Annotated in this window: 15 protein-coding genes and 1 pseudogene; 7 read left to right on the top strand and 9 right to left on the bottom strand. The window is 39.3% G+C overall.

Going from position 1 to position 15,432, the window contains the following annotated elements; all coding sequences use genetic code 11:
* Window positions 1-11 precede the first annotated feature (11 nt).
* The 3 genes from KQP93_RS00760 to KQP93_RS00750 are packed head-to-tail and all read right to left on the bottom strand — an operon-like array spanning window position 12 to window position 2,958.
* A complete protein-coding gene (locus KQP93_RS00760; RefSeq protein WP_217875488.1) occupies window positions 12-1,157 on the bottom strand; it encodes a restriction endonuclease subunit S in 1,146 nt (381 codons plus the stop codon).
* On the bottom strand, window positions 1,147-2,667 hold the full coding sequence (locus KQP93_RS00755) for a type I restriction-modification system subunit M (RefSeq protein ID WP_217875487.1): 1,521 nt from the start codon (window positions 2,665-2,667) through the stop codon (window positions 1,147-1,149). The genes KQP93_RS00760 and KQP93_RS00755 overlap by 11 nt, the downstream gene beginning before the upstream one ends.
* Before the next feature lie 42 nt (window positions 2,668-2,709).
* The gene (locus tag KQP93_RS00750) at window positions 2,710-2,958 is read right to left on the bottom strand and encodes a helix-turn-helix domain-containing protein (protein WP_217875486.1); all 249 of its coding nucleotides are present in this window, start codon (window positions 2,956-2,958) and stop codon (window positions 2,710-2,712) included.
* Between the two features lie 121 nt (window positions 2,959-3,079).
* Between KQP93_RS00750 and KQP93_RS00745 the strand changes: the two genes are divergently transcribed.
* The 3 genes from KQP93_RS00745 to KQP93_RS00735 are packed head-to-tail and all read left to right on the top strand — an operon-like array spanning window position 3,080 to window position 5,500.
* Window positions 3,080-3,598 carry a hypothetical protein gene (locus KQP93_RS00745; RefSeq protein ID WP_217875485.1) on the top strand — a complete coding sequence of 173 codons (519 nt, stop codon included), beginning with the start codon at window positions 3,080-3,082 and terminating at the stop codon, window positions 3,596-3,598.
* Complete coding sequence (locus KQP93_RS00740; protein WP_217875484.1) at window positions 3,599-5,164, top strand: DEAD/DEAH box helicase; 1,566 nt, start codon at window positions 3,599-3,601, stop codon at window positions 5,162-5,164.
* Window positions 5,165-5,173: 9 nt separating this feature from the next.
* Window positions 5,174-5,500 (top strand): hypothetical protein, encoded by a 327-nt coding sequence (locus KQP93_RS00735; RefSeq protein WP_217875483.1) that lies wholly within the window; start codon window positions 5,174-5,176, stop codon window positions 5,498-5,500.
* Window positions 5,501-5,543: 43 nt separating this feature from the next.
* Here the strand turns inward: KQP93_RS00735 and KQP93_RS00730 are convergent, their stop codons facing one another.
* From KQP93_RS00730 to KQP93_RS00715, 4 genes and pseudogenes are all read right to left on the bottom strand, one after another.
* Window positions 5,544-6,671 carry a hypothetical protein gene (locus KQP93_RS00730; RefSeq protein ID WP_217875482.1) on the bottom strand — a complete coding sequence of 376 codons (1,128 nt, stop codon included), beginning with the start codon at window positions 6,669-6,671 and terminating at the stop codon, window positions 5,544-5,546.
* Window positions 6,668-7,474, bottom strand: coding sequence for a hypothetical protein (locus KQP93_RS00725; RefSeq protein WP_217875481.1), 807 nt, complete (start codon window positions 7,472-7,474; stop codon window positions 6,668-6,670). Before KQP93_RS00725 ends, KQP93_RS00730 begins: the two co-directional genes overlap by 4 nt.
* 52 nt (window positions 7,475-7,526) lie before the next feature.
* On the bottom strand, window positions 7,527-7,982 hold the full coding sequence (gene dut / locus KQP93_RS00720) for a dUTP diphosphatase (RefSeq protein ID WP_217875480.1): 456 nt from the start codon (window positions 7,980-7,982) through the stop codon (window positions 7,527-7,529).
* Window positions 7,983-8,175: 193 nt separating this feature from the next.
* Window positions 8,176-8,316: pseudogene (locus tag KQP93_RS00715) on the bottom strand (dUTP diphosphatase); the annotation flags it as partial.
* Between the two features lie 133 nt (window positions 8,317-8,449).
* Here KQP93_RS00715 and KQP93_RS00710 point away from each other — a divergent pair.
* Window positions 8,450-9,079: a peroxiredoxin-like family protein gene (locus tag KQP93_RS00710; protein ID WP_055021757.1), complete on the top strand. Its 630-nt coding sequence runs from the start codon at window positions 8,450-8,452 to the stop codon at window positions 9,077-9,079.
* A gap of 32 nt (window positions 9,080-9,111) precedes the next feature.
* On the opposite strand, the gene KQP93_RS00705 is transcribed toward KQP93_RS00710, so the two are convergent.
* Together KQP93_RS00705 and KQP93_RS00700 are read right to left on the bottom strand one after the other, a co-directional pair.
* Window positions 9,112-9,480, bottom strand: coding sequence for a YacL family protein (locus KQP93_RS00705; RefSeq protein ID WP_217875479.1), 369 nt, complete (start codon window positions 9,478-9,480; stop codon window positions 9,112-9,114).
* Between the two features lie 121 nt (window positions 9,481-9,601).
* Window positions 9,602-9,826, bottom strand: a complete 225-nt coding sequence (locus tag KQP93_RS00700; RefSeq protein WP_054554878.1) for a hypothetical protein — start codon at window positions 9,824-9,826, stop codon at window positions 9,602-9,604.
* A gap of 259 nt (window positions 9,827-10,085) precedes the next feature.
* On the opposite strand from KQP93_RS00700, the gene uvrD reads away from it, so the two are divergent.
* From uvrD to KQP93_RS00685, 3 genes are read left to right on the top strand one after another with little or no spacing between them, the layout of a single operon-like run.
* Window positions 10,086-12,251: a DNA helicase II gene (gene uvrD / locus KQP93_RS00695; protein ID WP_058583696.1), complete on the top strand. Its 2,166-nt coding sequence runs from the start codon at window positions 10,086-10,088 to the stop codon at window positions 12,249-12,251.
* Window positions 12,229-14,298 (top strand): GNAT family N-acetyltransferase, encoded by a 2,070-nt coding sequence (locus tag KQP93_RS00690; protein ID WP_217875478.1) that lies wholly within the window; start codon window positions 12,229-12,231, stop codon window positions 14,296-14,298. Before uvrD ends, KQP93_RS00690 begins: the two co-directional genes overlap by 23 nt.
* A complete protein-coding gene (locus KQP93_RS00685; RefSeq protein ID WP_217875477.1) occupies window positions 14,261-15,385 on the top strand; it encodes an ABC transporter substrate-binding protein in 1,125 nt (374 codons plus the stop codon). Before KQP93_RS00690 ends, KQP93_RS00685 begins: the two co-directional genes overlap by 38 nt.
* Window positions 15,386-15,432 lie beyond the last annotated feature (47 nt).

Raw genomic sequence — 15,432 nt, 5'->3', positions numbered from 1 at the left:
ACTCCTTGATACTAAACTTTTACTCTGCGCTTGCCCGTTATTAACTGCTGCATTAACGCTTTTTTCTCTTGTTTTAAATCTGCTAGTTGTTGTTCTAATAATTCGATTTCTTTATCCGCATTCGTTAGCACTTGAGCTATTTTTTGTTGCTCAATTAATGGCGGTAACTTTATTTTAATCTTTTCGATGATTGATTTAGACAAACTAGGAACGCCGCTAGCCTCACTATATCTTCTCCAATGTATGGTCAGAAAATACTGGTAGATAAATTTAGGAATTGTGTTCTTAAAGCTGTGCGTATAGAACAAAGTGTCAACTGTCCAAAATTTACCACTTAAGAACATTGGCTGATCAATTGTACCTTTTCGGCCTATGCAAACACTTTCTCCGTCATATAAGTAATCGGAAACATACAGCATATGCCCCCCAGAGCCGTAAACTGGTACATTACCTTCTGATAAGTGCTTATAGTCCTTCCCTCCGCCAATTTTTAACACATCTCCTAACTTGGTTTCGATCCAATCACCTTTAAATTCTTTACCTGATTCGTCAAGTAAACGTTTTTTACCATTGAGCAGTTGTTGCATTAGTGCTTTTTTTTGCAGTTTACTGTTGCCGATCAGACGCTCGATATTACTAATCGCTTTGTCCCAAGTTGATAGGATTTTAGCGATTTTGCGTTGTTCTGGTAGTGGTGGAGTTAATACTTTAATTTTATCAAAATCAGCCTTACCAACATTTGGTTGAGCAGCCTCATTGACTATATTTTCTATTCTCTTTTGAACAGTGAAAGAAATAAGAAAATAATAAAGAAAATCTTTATCCAAAAAATTAGGTTTAGGTTTAAAATTACCTACTCGGTAGTTTTGTAAACATAACTCAATGTCTTCTTGAACCTTACAGGTTTTACCTAGTGTACCACCAGTCAACGCCATTAAGACATCGCCAGCTTCTATTTGGTATTTGGAAAATTCACTAGCTAGTTCTTCTGAAATATAGGAACATTTTTCAAGACTAACTCCACGAAGATGTGAAATGCTCGCAATTTTTACTATCGGCACACCAGATTCAGAAAAGTGATGTTCTCTAAATTGAAAACCATGAATTAATTCTGCTACAGAATTGAAGTTATTTAATGTCCATCCATTAGGCACCATAACCCAACTCCTTTAAGTAGCTTTCCATTTCTGCTTCAAGGTTTTGCAGCCTATTTTTCAGTTGCACACGCTCAGCCCGAACAGCGACTAAATCAATCTCAGCTTCTTCTTCAAACGTATCTACATAACGTGGAATATTAAGGTTAAAGTCGTTTTCTTTAATCTCATCTAGTGTTGCTAAGTAAGCGTATTTATCAACTGTTTCACGGGTTTTGTAGGTGTCGATAATCTTTTGGATATTATCTTTAGTTAACTGGTTTTGGTTTTTACCAGACTTAAACTCTCGGCTGGCATCAATAAACAACACATTATTATCGGTTTTATGCTTTTTGAAGATTAGGATTGCCGCTGGAATACCTGTGCCAAAGAATAGTTTTTCTGGTAAGCCAATCACTGCATCGAGTAGGTTTTCTTCAATAAGTTGTGTACGGATTTTCCCTTCACTTGATGCTCTAAAAAGTACACCATGAGGAACTACCACCCCCATGCGCCCAGATTCTGGTTTAAGCGTTTCTATCATATGGCTGATGAACGCATAGTCACCTTTGGTTTTAGGTGGGACACCACGGCGGAAGCGGCCAAACTCGTCATTAGCAGCACCTTCAAAACCCCATTTGTCGAGTGAAAATGGCGGGTTTGCAGTTACAACATCGAAATGCAATAACCCCGTACCTTCTTTATCGAGTAGCATTGGATGACGAATGGTATCGCCCCATTCAATACGGTGGTTATCTTCACCATGAAGGAACATATTCATCTTGGCAAGTGCCCAAGTAGAACCTATCGCCTCTTGCCCAAAAAGTGCGTACTTTTTCGATCCATTGAAGTTGTTCCTGATCATTCGTCCACACTTCATTAAAAGCGATCCTGAACCACAAGCGGGATCACAAATTTGATCACCTTCTTGCGGATCAAGTATTGCCGCCAACAGATCCGAGACTTCTGGAGGTGTATAGAATTCGCCAGCCGACTTACCGCTACCCGCAGCAAAGTGTTTGATTAGGTATTCGTAAGCATTGCCGATAATATCAAGTGAACCTACACGGCTTGGGCGAAGGTCTAATACTGCTTTTCCAAAGTCTTCTAAAAGATGGCGAAGGATATCGTTCTTTTGTTTTTCTTGGCCTAGCTTGTCTGTATTAAAGCTGATGTCTTGGAAGACATTTTTTAACTTGCCACCATTTGCTTCCTCTATGGCGTGTAATGCTTGGTCAATACGTTGTCCGTTGCCAGCTTTGTGACGCTCTTCGTACAAATCCCAAAAGCTTGCACCTTTCGGTAATACAAAACGTTGTTTTGCCATCATTGCATGAATTAAGTCAGGCTGTTCACCGTACTGTTCTACTAGCTTGTCGTACTCATCCTGATAAACGTCAGAGATGTACTTTAAGAACAGCATGGTCAAGATGAAATCTTTGTAGATTGAAGGGTCAACTGTACCTCTAAAGGTATCGCAAGCAGCCCATACCGCTTTATTAATTTCGTCTTGGTTAATCTGGGTAATTGTCATTTCAAGATCCTTAATACGTCATTCCCTGTTGCTTGGAGAAGATTATTGTTCTGTACGATTAAATTGTGTTTCCACTTCTTTTGATTCAGGAAAGATGTCAGAAGCTTTGCAACCTAATAAGTGAATAATTTCATATATGCGTTCACAGGATGCAGCTACTGAACCAGATTCCACGCGACTTATATAACTTTGCTCAACGTTCAATTTGTCAGCTAACTCTGCTTGGCTAAAGCCACTTTTTGTTCTTGCTAACTTGATGTTAAGTCCAATAATTTTTAGTGCTGGCTGCATCCAAAAGCTCCGCAGTTAAATGGAATATCTTCCCACATTGCGGATCTTTCACCTATGCCATATAATACATAAAATATGACCTATTAGTCATATTTTATGTATTAATGTAGATAATTTTGAAATGAAACTAGATCCAGTAATTAAAACAATCATCAGCATGAAAAACATTGATCGTTTTTCAGTCACTGAAATTCGAACTGCTTACCTTGCTTTGATGAGTGATGAAATGCTGGATAGTCAGAAGATCAGGCAATTTATTTATGATGACTTACACAAATTAGTAAAACAGGGGTGGTTAGTTAAAAAGACCGCCAGTAATGGCAAAGAGAGTCGTTTTACAAAAACAGAAGCTTTTGATCCTGAATTAATAGCTGAAGAACTAGAGCAACCTTTTACAAAACCTAACAGCAAATTAAGTGAAACAATTAAGTCGCTCTACTCCGATTTGAGCGCGTTAAATGCTGACCTTTTACAGTGTATGGGGGCACTAGATTCATTTCTAAATTTAAAACAGCAGCACCCAGAATTATCAGACGAATTCAAAGAGTTCATTCATTCTACTAAAGAGCAGAAGCATATTTTAAAAGGGAAAATAGCTGCAACTGAAGAGATTTTAAAAAAGTTAAAAGAGAAAAAGTAAATGAAATTAAGAAGTTGGCAGTCTGAGTGTATTAACTCAGCAATTTCAAAATACACCAGTTCAACAGATTCCAGTGATTTTAAAAAGCACTTCCTAGCGCTCGCAACACCTGGGGCTGGCAAAACTATTATGTCGGCAACGTTAGCTCGAAAAATGTATGAACTTGGTTTAATAGACTTAGTGTTATGTTTTTCGCCGTCGTCAATCGTATCATCAGATTTTAGTGATGAACTCACCGCACAGTTTAAAACTGAATTTAATGGCAAAGTTGGCTCTTTAGGTGACGCATTCACATACCAAAAACTTGGAACTCTCGATAATGACACTTGGAAGTTATTTGATCGTTTTAGGGTATTCGTGATCTTTGATGAGATTCATCACTGTGCAGGATCTTCAACTCATGATGCCAATGCTTGGGGCGCTCCGATCATCGAAGTCATTCGAGAGAAAGCAGCCTACAGCATCGCTTTAACAGGTACGCCGTGGCGCTCGGACTCGTTGCCAATCGCTCTTTCAACTTATTGTGAAGACAACCGGATTCAATGTGACTATGTTTACGGTTTAAAACAAGCAATAGCTGATGACGTTTGTAGGGTTCCTCAGGTCATTGCCGTAGACAACAATAAAATTGTTGTCACCAAAAATAAAAAACAAAAAGTATTCAAAAGTTTCAATACCTTGCTATCAGCTAAGGCCACTTCATATTCTCATATCGTTTTAAACGAGATAGTAAATGACCAAGTGCTTTCTAGAGCGATTATTAAATTCAATGAGATAAGAAAAATAAACAGGAATGCAGGGGGCTTGGTTGTAGCATCTTCTATAGAGCACGCTGAAGCTATTAAGCAGCTGATGACAAAAAGCTACAACATAGGTGCTGTAGTTGTAACAACGAATGAGGCAAGACCTTCCAATAAGATAAAAGACTTTAGAAATAGCAGTGATGAATGGCTCATTAGTGTAGGTATGGTCAGTGAAGGTACTAACATTCCTCGTTTACAGGTTTGCTGTAACCTAACAAACGTCACAACAGAAATGTACTTTCGCCAGATATTTGGCCGTATTCTTAGAAAAACAGATGCTCCCAACCAAGAAGCCTTCATGTTTATGCCAGCGGAACCTAATCTGGTGAATTATGCAAGGAGAATGGTTCAAGATATCCCTGATGAAGTAGCTAAAGTCAAAATCGTAAAAATGGATGAGGAAATAACTACAAATGCTGAGGAGCTGACACCTGTTGAAGCCGCTCGGAGCAATACGCATGTTTTACCTGAGAAGCATGAAATTACTTTTGGTCGCCACTGTGTCGAAGATATTCAGCGCCAAATCCAGAATATGCTGTCGAATCATTACTTAGATGAGTCTGAAGGAGCACAGGCTAAAGGGCTAAGTTCTAAAAAACCAAGTTCGCACCAAAGTGTTTCTAATATACCTAAGGCTAAATGGTCGATGGGCATTGTCGGAAAATATCGTCAAGAAACGTTAAAAGTTGCTGATATAGAACCCTTCCTAATATCTCAAGCTTCAAAAGCTAAGTTGGCCGAACTTAGTCAGCAACTAAAATAAGGTTGAATCATGATCGTAAAACCACAAGGCTGGGTAATTTTAAAGTTTTCAACACCTGCTGATACATTTTATAAAATATTCAGCAGTTGGCGCGGTGGCTACTTGGATGGAGATTCTTGGCGACTTAGTTCCGGTTCTCTTCACCTACCAACACTTTCAGAGTGTGGAAAGTATTGGGTTTGGCCGCAAGAGTCAGGCTCTTGTTATCACCTGTCTATTAATGGTGAAGATGGGTATTCATATTATACCGCACAAGTTTTAGGAAATATCATCCTCAAGTCTGGAGAAAATGATGTTTTCATTGAGAGAATAAAACTGGTTTCACTTTTAAGTTAAAAGTGGACTGAGGTACTAAATTTTGAAGAATAAATGTTCTGGTCTACATATACAGGGGGTCTGTTGTTTTAAACAATGAATCCCTAGTCTTACCACCATACATATAAGAAAAGATTTTACAGTGACCAAAATTTTCATTCATTTTACTTTCTAGTTCTTGAAAATTTGGTGAAGCACTTAGCTCTAGGAATGAATCTGTTACTAAAGAACCTATGACAAACTCATCACCAAGAGGAAGACCTACCGAATTGTTTGCCCATGCACTTAGCAAAAGTTCTCCCTTATAATTAATGCCAAAAGATTCACGCATCATATCGCAGGGGTTTAAATCCAAATTTGAATTCGTCAAATGCTTCAGAGCACACTGGAGTCTGACTTTTGTACTTCCTTGTTCTGAAAGTTCTGTAAACTTGTTTATAGCGTGTTTTAATGCTTCTCGATCTAAGTTATTTTTTCGTAAATACTTAATACCTCTTCCAACAGGAAAAGTTCGCATCAGAAGAAGTTCGTCAATACCTCTTGAATCAAGTTCCGCATATATTTTATTAATATTTATAGACTCGATATTCCCAACATGTAGAGGTAATTGAGCTTTAGTGCGTATCCCAATTTGCGCAAATCGCTCTGCAATTTTGATATTTGAAACATTGTATCCTTTTGGCCTTGTACAGGGGGTGGTAGTATGATTTTCATCGTAAGTAAACTCATACTCTCCGATATACTCTGCTAATTCACTCAACTCATACCTTTTTATCGAATACCCTGTAGAAGTTATAGATATGTTATCGGCTCCAAATAACTTTGATGCTTCTCTTATTACTAAATAATTTTCATAGCAAGATAAAGGGTCACCTCCAGCAAAATCTATAGAAACATCATATCCCTCTAAATTCTTTAAAATCTGCAATTTACTTTCTAAGTCCGGCTCAACTCCTCTTAACTGTCTATCAAGAAGAGCAAGATCAAATTGGGTAGGTTGTTTCGTAGGGTATTTTTCTTTGAAAATATCAGACAACTTAGCGTTAACAACTCGTTCATTTGTCAGAGAGTGTTCTGTAGCAATAATCTCGCCAAACTTATTGCTCACATGTACTGCATCAGTACAACAAAACTCACAATCCCAAGGGCAAACTAGAGTTATATTCCATATTATATCCAGCTTTTTAATCATTTAAATGTGGCGCTATTGGTAATGAAATCGGATTTATTGTCCCTTAACATGTCCAGCACATCCCTATTTTTGTTCTGGGTAGATAAATCTGCTTCAAGTTCCTCCAGAGCTTTCCATTGAAACTCTTTTGTGCTCACTTTGAATGTATCCAATGTTGAGATGTCTCTACTTTTTAAAGAAGTCGTTGCAGCAAGGTGGAAATAAGAGCTGTGATATTCTTTTACTACTCGTTCAGATGGATGAAATTTCTCTGTAATTTCTTGCTTGTCTAACAACTGATTAATTTCTATTTCTGACTCGTGGTAATCAAGTAAATCTCCAACTTGTTTTCTGATACATTCTTGCGTCGAAGAATTCCTATTAATTCTTACATAAGGCAAGAAATAACAATCACCCCACGCTTTGTTTTTAAATACTAAAATCTGATCTTCACCTGAGTGAACTCTTTTCACAATAAAAAGTGCATTTCTATCCGGCTGATTTATATAATTCTCGAATAAGGTTTCTTTTAACTTTTTTATAGGGTCTTCTTTTTTTATGTGCGTCACTAGACTATGAACAAACTTGAAGAAAGATAACGCTAGACCCAATACAAACAAAAACTCAAAGGGATGTTTAAAGTGCATCAAATCCATAGAAGAAGATAGAACCGTCACCAACAAAGTTAATGTTATTCCAGCCCAAAACTGCCAAGACTTATCCGAGTGGATATATTGATCGTGTTTTGTTAAATATAACTCAAGCTTGTCTTTTGTATAGGTAAGCTTATCTGCTACATAGTTTTCTTTGTTTTCTGTAGACACTTCGACATCCTTTTGCGTTAATAATATTTGTATATTTTATATACGGGAGGTTTTATTTCTTCCCTGAATGACCAAAGCCCCCTTCACCACGATCACTCTTATTAAATTCTTCTACTATCTCGAATTGAGCCTGAATAACGGGTAAGAAGACTAGTTGAGCAATCCTATCTCCTGACTCAATTTCAAAGGTCGTATCGCCTCTGTTCCAGCAAGAAATGAATAGTTGACCTTGATAGTCCGAGTCAATCAAACCTACTAAATTACCAAGCACAATACCGTGTTTATGCCCAAGACCTGAGCGTGGCAAAATCGTTGCTGCCAAGTTTTTATCCTGCATGTGGATAGCTATTCCTGTTGGAATCAGCTCTGTTTGTCCTGGTTCAAGAGTAATTGTTTCATCAATACATGCTCTTAAATCTACACCAGCTGAGCCTTCTGTTGCGTATGCTGGAAGAGGGATTTCATTACCGATTTTTGGGTCGAGGATTTTTACTTCTATACTTTTCATCTATATCTCGTCTGTTTTGATTTTAGTCACTAGAATTTAGTGAGCATAATAGTTTGGTTTAGTCTGTGAAGCATCAAAAAAATGAGTGGGTAAAAAATGAGTGGTTATAGCTAACATTTAGCTCTACAAATCAACAAACTTAGGACAAAAATTAAAAACACTCACTTTTTAGTGAAAAATTAATTGACTAAAAGTGATCAAGCATTTCAGCACACTCAACCCAAATTGCACGATACCATTCAAAACCTTGGCTAAACCATTGCTCATGAACTTTGGTATTCATCGCATTTTGCATTTCGAGCATAACAACGAGTTTTTGTAAATTAGCAGACATTCTTTATCCCAACTTGCATTTTTTATTTGCCTATATACTACAGTTAAATTTGAGTTTGATGTAGGTAAAGATGAAATAAATCCCGCAACAATCAGGTCATCTTTGCAGTTGATAAAAATAACCGAGGAAGCCCATGTTTAAATCTCTATTCATTAGTGCACTGTTTGTACTATCAAGCCACGTTATCGCTGCAACTGCAACCAATATTGCCGAGTCAGCAGAGCAAGTAAGTCCGTTGTTACCCGGCTTAACGGTGCCAAATGTTGAATTGAAAGACCAATATGGTAAAACCGTCTCGCTAGCTGAGCGCTTTAAAGAGAAAACTACCGTGCTGATTGTTTATCGTGGTGGCTGGTGCCCATATTGTTCAAAACAATTGGCCAGCGTGCAAAAAATTGAGAAAGAATTAGCAAGCTTAGACGCGCAATTAATTGCCGTTTCGCCAGACAGCCCTGAAAAACTCGCTGAAACAAAAATTACAGCACCTAGCTATCAATTGCTTTCTGACGACAGCCTTACTTTGGCGCAAACGTTAGGTTTAGCGTTTTATTTAGATGACAAAACAGCAAAGATTTACCGCAATAAGCTTGGGGTTAACTTTGTCTCGTTAGAAGGTGAGCCGAAAGTAGCACTGCCAGTACCCGCAGTATTCGTAATAGATACTAATGGGTTAGTTCATTTTCAATACGCTAACCCAAATTACAAAGTACGCTTAACAGAAGATTTATTACTAGCCGCTGTTAAATCAGTGAGTGAGCAATAAATTAGCAACCGATAAGCAGAATATGCTTCTGCTTATCGGCCTTGTGTAAATTCTTGCCAAGATTCAATTAAATCAACAAAATCTTCAAAACCACAGCCACTGCACAGGCCTTCTTCTTCAAGCATTAAATCATCATCTTGGTAGGCAACTAAGTCTTCGTTATCTTGATGTAATGCATGTGCTTCGAATAGCGCTTCATCTTTACTTAAGATCAAATCAATTTCTTGACCTTGTAAGGTTAATAACTCATGACTACTCTTAACAGCAGAGATCAACGCTTGCACCATCGCAATTTTTTCTTTTCCGACTTCTTCGTTTAGCCAACGGCCTATGATGGCGTGTTCAGAGGAAATTTTAATGCGTAAACCGCTAATAGGATCGCGGATAAATTGATATTCCATGAAGGGTACTCTTAATACGTTATCTGCTAATTATACCGTTTGCAGCTAAACGTGGCGAGTTTAGTCGTCTTAAAACAACTCGAGCGCCTAAGTGGCGCTCGTGTTTGTGCTAATTAAATAGCTAGAGTCGCGATTTGAAGCGTGCAGCATCAATAATCGCCCATAGGTATACGATTGGTAGTAGAATAAAACCAACTGCCACATAAATTAGTGCACCACTAATAACCCATGCTAAAAAGAATGCAATAGCCGCCATTAAACGACCTTGTACCAATTGTCCTAAACCAGGAAAAAAGATATTACATATTGCTGCGATTACATTACCGCCAGAACCTTGCTCTGCCATACTAACCTCTGTAGTTTTTAATGATTATACTTTTTATAATCACACTTTATGCCAACTTATTATGACTTACAAATCAAAGTGTTAAAAAGTAGCGTTATTTTGATTTTAGTTCTTTTTGCTAAAAATCGGTCAAATTGACAATTTTTATATCGTAATTTTAATGACTTGCCAAAATAGCTGTTTATAAAAACAGTATTTTATTTAGCCTTGCATAAACACCTGTTATACTCCACCCATTATAGATTGAAAAGGCGTAACGATGGACGTTTCTGAATTACTCGATGGCTTAAATGACAAACAACGGGATGCAGTCGCAGCCCCATTGCAAAATATGCTGGTACTTGCAGGTGCAGGTTCTGGTAAAACTCGAGTACTTGTTCATCGCATCGCATGGCTCATGCAAGTGGAGCAAGCTTCTGCATACAGCATCTTTGCGGTAACCTTCACTAACAAAGCCGCGAAAGAAATGCGTACACGTGTAGAAGAAACGTTAAAAGCACCGGTTGGTGGTATGTGGATTGGTACCTTCCACGGCTTATCTCATCGTATTTTACGCGCCCATCACCGTGAAGCGAACTTGCCTGAAAGCTTTCAAATCTTAGATTCTGACGATCAACAACGTATGATCAAACGCTTACTCAAAGCGATGAACATCGATGATAAAAAGTGGCCAGCAAAACAATTTGGTTGGTATATCAGCGCGAAAAAAGATGAAGGTCTACGCCCTAAAGACATTCAAGCCTACGATATTAATGAGCAAATGATGCTGAAAGTCTATGCTGCATATCAAGAGGCTTGTGACCGTGCAGGTTTAGTCGACTTTGCAGAAATACTGCTGCGCTGCTACGAAGTACTTAAGAACCACCCAACACTTTTACGTCACTATCAACAGCGTTTTGCCCACATGTTGGTAGACGAGTTCCAAGATACCAATACAATCCAGTACGCTTGGTTAAAACTACTCGCGGGTAACACCAACAGTATTATGATCGTAGGTGATGATGACCAAAGTATCTATGGCTGGCGTGGCGCAAAAATTGAGAATATCAAACGCTTTTTAACTGACTTCGAAGCGGAAACTATTCGCCTTGAACAAAATTACCGTTCAACGGCAACAATTTTGAAAGCGTCAAATGCGCTGATCAAAAACAATGCCGAACGCATGGGTAAAAGCCTTTGGACGGACGGCAATGATGGTGAGCCTATTTCTGTTTACGCTGCGTTTAATGAATTAGACGAAGCGCGCTTTGTCAGCAGCAAACTACGTAGCTGGCTAAATGCAGGTAATGCATTACAAGACGCCGCAATTTTATACCGTAACAACGCGCAATCTCGTGTACTCGAGGAAGCAATGCTACAAGAAGGTTTAAAATACCGTATTTACGGTGGTATGCGCTTCTTCGAACGCCAAGAGATCAAAGATGCACTGTCGTATTTACGTTTGGTAGGTAACCGTCAAGATGATGCTGCTTTCGAGCGTGTTATTAACACCCCAGCCCGAGGAATTGGTGATAAAACACTAAGCCATATCCGTGATTGCGCGCGCAATGAATCATTGCCACTTTGGTATGCCGCAAAAGCAATTATCGAGCAGCAGCACTTATCTGGCCGTGCAGCAAGTGCCGTCACAAAATTCTTAGAACTTGTTGAGCATATCGAAGATAAGATCAGCGATCTCACTTTAGAAGAGCAAGCGAAATACGCCATTCAAACCTCTGGGTTAATGGCAATGTATCAAGCTGAAAAAGGTGAAAAAGGCCGTGCCCGCGTAGAGAACTTAGAAGAGCTTATTAGTGCTTGTGGTCAATACGAACTCCCTGAAGATGAAGAGTTCAGCTCACCACTGCAGGGATTTTTGGCTTATACCTCACTAGAGTCTGGCGAAGGTCAAGCTGACGAGCACGAAGACGCGGTGCAAATGATGACTCTGCACTCAGCAAAAGGCCTAGAATTCCCGCTGGTATTTATGGTTGGTGTTGAAGAGGGTATGTTCCCATCACAACAAAGTAATGAAGAGTCTGGTCGTTTAGAAGAAGAACGTCGCCTATGTTATGTTGGTATGACTCGCGCGATGGAAAAACTATATATTAGCCATGCAGAAAGCCGCCGTTTATACGGACAAGAAAAATACCATAGCCCATCACGCTTTTTACGTGAAATGCCTGAAGACTGTATCGAAGAAATTCGTATTAAAACACAGGTTTCAAGGCCACCTGCGGCAGGTCGTTTTAGTCCCTCAGTAACACACGCAGCATTTGAAGATAGCGGCTTTAACTTAGGGCAACGCGTATTACACGCTAAGTTCGGTGCAGGAACCGTACTCAATTACGAAGGTAGCGGCGCACAGTCACGTATTCAAGTGAACTTTGATGACCTAGGCAGCAAATGGCTTGTAACACAGTATGCAAGACTTCAAGCCTTATAATGAATATTTAACAGCACTATGTCATGAGCTGGTGATTGAAAAGCATCGCCAGCTTGTCATTGTGCAAGGCAGCGAAACTTGGTGCTACCAGTTTGCAAGCCAATTAGCGCTTAAAAATACCTATGTTTTCAGTAGCAGCTCATTATTAGCAAATAGTGAGTTTCCAAAACATACTCACCAAATTCTTGGCCAAGAGTTTCAACACGCAATTTTTGATGGTTTTAGCGGTTTATATGCCGATAAACTCGCCGCGCTTGCCGGTACCGTAAAAGCAGGTGGTGTACTGATACTGTTGCTGCCCGATGACCGCAAGTGGCAAGACCCTGCACTCACAAGTATTACCTCTTACGGCCAAGTGATTAAACACAGCTTTTTTAATCAGCGTTTATTCGCCAAGCTAAAGTTGCAGCCATATTATTTTACTGAGCACTCGCTTCCTACTTACCAATCAGTATCGCCAGCAACTGCTGAAATAAATTATCAGCAACAACAAGCATGTGTTGAGCAAATTATTAAAACCGCAACAGGGCGCGCTAATCGTCCTTTTGTGATCAGTGCAGACCGGGGTCGTGGTAAGTCAGCTGCTTTAGGGCTTGCAGCAGCAAGTCTTCAAGATAAAAGAATCCTTATTTGTGCCACACAAGCCAAAGCCGTACAAACAAGTTTTAAGCATTTAGCCACTGAGCTTGGTGTTAGCAAAGAGCAAAACTGCAAGCAACTAGCTAACCTTAGCTATATTGCGCCAGATACACTGCTAAACGAAAAACCTGACTGCGATCTGTTATTTGTCGACGAAGCAGCGGCAATTCCGGTTCCTATGCTATTGCAGATCCTAAAAAGTTATCCACGAATCGTATTTGCTAGCACTATGGTTGGTTATGAAGGAAATGGGCGTGGTTACACGTTACGTTTTTTACATTACTTACGTAGCCAATATAAATCGCTAAAGGCCGTTACTCTGGATGAACCTATTCGTTTTGCTAAACATGACCCTCTCGAAAATAGCCTACGCGAACTATTACTACTCGATGCAAAGTACCTAGATACGCAGAGTGTTAAGTCTTACCAATTTGAAAACATAAGCAAAGAGCAACTCATTGATGATGAGCAGCTGCTTAGCCAAATTATGGCGCTATTGGCTTTAGCTCATTACCAAACCACTGTAAATGACTTACGCCAATTGCTTGATGCCCCAGAGTTACAGCTATCGATCTGCAAACAAGAAAATGCATTAAAAGCCGTTTGCTTAATTGCTGTTGAGGGTGGCTTAACACCAGACATCGCAGAGCAAGTAATAAAAGGAAAGCGCAGGCCACATGGTCATTTAATGGCGCAAACCCTGACTCAATTGAGCCGATATACAGAAGACTTATGTAAACGCTCAGCGAGAGTCGTGAGAATAGCTGTTGCACCTGAGTGTCATCAACAAGGTATAGGCTCAGCACTGTTAAACTACTGCGAAAGCCAATTAAACAATTGCAGTTATTTTGGTGCCAGCTTTGGCGCAAATGCAGCGTTAGTTAAGTTTTGGCAAAGTAATGGCTTTAATGTTGTTAAGCTTGGATTTGGTCACGATAAAGCAACGGCTGAACATGCTGCTTTAGTGATTAAAGCGTTAGATAAACAAACTACAGATAGCGCAGCACTCTTAATAGAAGAGTTCAAGCAAGACCTGTCTTTGCAACTACTCGGTCACTTTAGCTCACTTCCTTGGCAGCTTATTGCAGAGCTATTCAAAAGCTTACCAAAAAGTGACTATTCTCCTACCTTAGATGCAAGAGCTGAGCGACTGTTAACCGGTGACATTAACCTCTTCCAAGTACAGCCATTGCTATGGAAAATGATTTGGGGCACACCAATTAGTCTAAATTTATTAGATGAACATACAAAATTCATCCTTATTCGACTAGTATTACAGCAAACCTCTGTAAATAGCTTAATCGAAGAAGCCGGTTTTACAGGTAAAAAAGACTTAGACTCACAGTTCAAAACCGCAGTGCAAGGTTGGTATGCTCACTATAAATCACTTCAAAATAACAGCCATTAAGTGTTTATGTTTTTATGCCTTGCTGCTATCTCAGATAGCTTTAGCTGAACACGCACAGCCTACCATTAAACTCGGCATGTCGACGGCACTGACTGGACCTGCTAAGCAAATAGGTGAACAACTGGCGCTTGGCAGTAATATTTACTTTAACAAAATCAACAAAGAAAACGGTATTAATGGGCAAAGTATCGATCTGATCTTAGCTGATGATGGCTATGAGCCAAAAAATACCGTAGTGAATACCCGCGAGTTTCTATTTGACCAAAAGATCCATGCGATTTTTGGCTCTATGGGCACACCAACAGCTCATGCAATTAAGCCCCTGCTAGATAGACACCGTATTCCATTTCTAATGCCGTTTACGGGGGCTGATTTTTTACATAACAGCTCAATGCCAAATGTATTTAATCTTCGCGCTAGCTACCAAGATGAAGCCATTGAGCAAATTAACTACCTCGTTAAAGAGCGTAAGCATGAAAAAATTGGCTTAATGATCCAAGCCGATGAGTTTGGTTATATGGTAGAGAGCAATCTCGTTAACGCCCTAAAAATACATGGTATTAAACCTGTAGAAGTCACGCGGTTTAAGCGTAATAGTGATGATATTTCAAAAGCTTTAACACTTCTAAAAGAAAGTAATGCAACCGCAATTTGTTTGGTCGGCACCTACGAGCCTCTCGCTGAATTTGTTAATGCTGCAAACAAACAAAACTTCAACCCAGACTATACTTCTGTGTCTTTTGTATCCAGTCATGATTTATATCTGCGAATTAAGCAGCCCGCCAACATTATGGTCACCGAAGTGGTACCTGACCCAAATAATTGTAAAAACCCTTGGTGTAAGCAATTTATTGAAGATATCGAGCCTTATCACACTAGTGCAAATAGAATTATATTTGAAGGTTATTTGAATGCTGTTGCACTCGTAAGCGCGGCCCAAAAATGCCCAACGCCATTAAACAATCAATGCCTACTGACCGAGCTAAATCGCCTCTTTACTGACACATCAGATTTCGCTGATCTATTTAACACTCACACTTCTGGAAATAACAAAAAAATCTACCGCTCATATTTTAAGAGTAATTAGGTTAAACTACGCCTAAATTACAATAATGTTCTATGCTATAGAAACTT

The sequence above is a fragment of the Pseudoalteromonas shioyasakiensis genome (assembly GCF_019134595.1).
GTDB classification, from domain to species: Bacteria; Pseudomonadota; Gammaproteobacteria; order Enterobacterales; family Alteromonadaceae; genus Pseudoalteromonas; species Pseudoalteromonas shioyasakiensis_A.
The sequence above is the reverse complement of the archived record's forward strand: the minus strand, read 5'-3'. Positions and strand labels throughout refer to the sequence as shown.

Bases quoted from the DNA above. Each gene is read 5' to 3' on its own strand.
- KQP93_RS00705 (WP_217875479.1), bottom strand. From the start codon at position 9,480: ATGGAATATCAATTTATCCGCGATCCTATTAGCGGTTTACGCATTAAA.
- KQP93_RS00755 (WP_217875487.1), bottom strand. From the start codon at position 2,667: ATGACAATTACCCAGATTAACCAAGACGAAATTAATAAAGCGGTATGG.
- KQP93_RS00745 (WP_217875485.1), top strand. From the start codon at position 3,080: ATGAAACTAGATCCAGTAATTAAAACAATCATCAGCATGAAAAACATT.
- KQP93_RS00735 (WP_217875483.1), top strand. From the start codon at position 5,174: ATGATCGTAAAACCACAAGGCTGGGTAATTTTAAAGTTTTCAACACCT.
- dut (WP_217875480.1), bottom strand. From the start codon at position 7,982: ATGAAAAGTATAGAAGTAAAAATCCTCGACCCAAAAATCGGTAATGAA.
- uvrD (WP_058583696.1), top strand. From the start codon at position 10,086: ATGGACGTTTCTGAATTACTCGATGGCTTAAATGACAAACAACGGGAT.
- KQP93_RS00730 (WP_217875482.1), bottom strand. From the start codon at position 6,671: ATGATTAAAAAGCTGGATATAATATGGAATATAACTCTAGTTTGCCCT.
- KQP93_RS00700 (WP_054554878.1), bottom strand. From the start codon at position 9,826: ATGGCAGAGCAAGGTTCTGGCGGTAATGTAATCGCAGCAATATGTAAT.
- KQP93_RS00750 (WP_217875486.1), bottom strand. From the start codon at position 2,958: ATGCAGCCAGCACTAAAAATTATTGGACTTAACATCAAGTTAGCAAGA.
- KQP93_RS00740 (WP_217875484.1), top strand. From the start codon at position 3,599: ATGAAATTAAGAAGTTGGCAGTCTGAGTGTATTAACTCAGCAATTTCA.
- KQP93_RS00690 (WP_217875478.1), top strand. From the start codon at position 12,229: ATGCAAGACTTCAAGCCTTATAATGAATATTTAACAGCACTATGTCAT.
- KQP93_RS00710 (WP_055021757.1), top strand. From the start codon at position 8,450: ATGTTTAAATCTCTATTCATTAGTGCACTGTTTGTACTATCAAGCCAC.
- KQP93_RS00685 (WP_217875477.1), top strand. From the start codon at position 14,261: ATGCTCACTATAAATCACTTCAAAATAACAGCCATTAAGTGTTTATGT.
- KQP93_RS00760 (WP_217875488.1), bottom strand. From the start codon at position 1,157: ATGGTGCCTAATGGATGGACATTAAATAACTTCAATTCTGTAGCAGAA.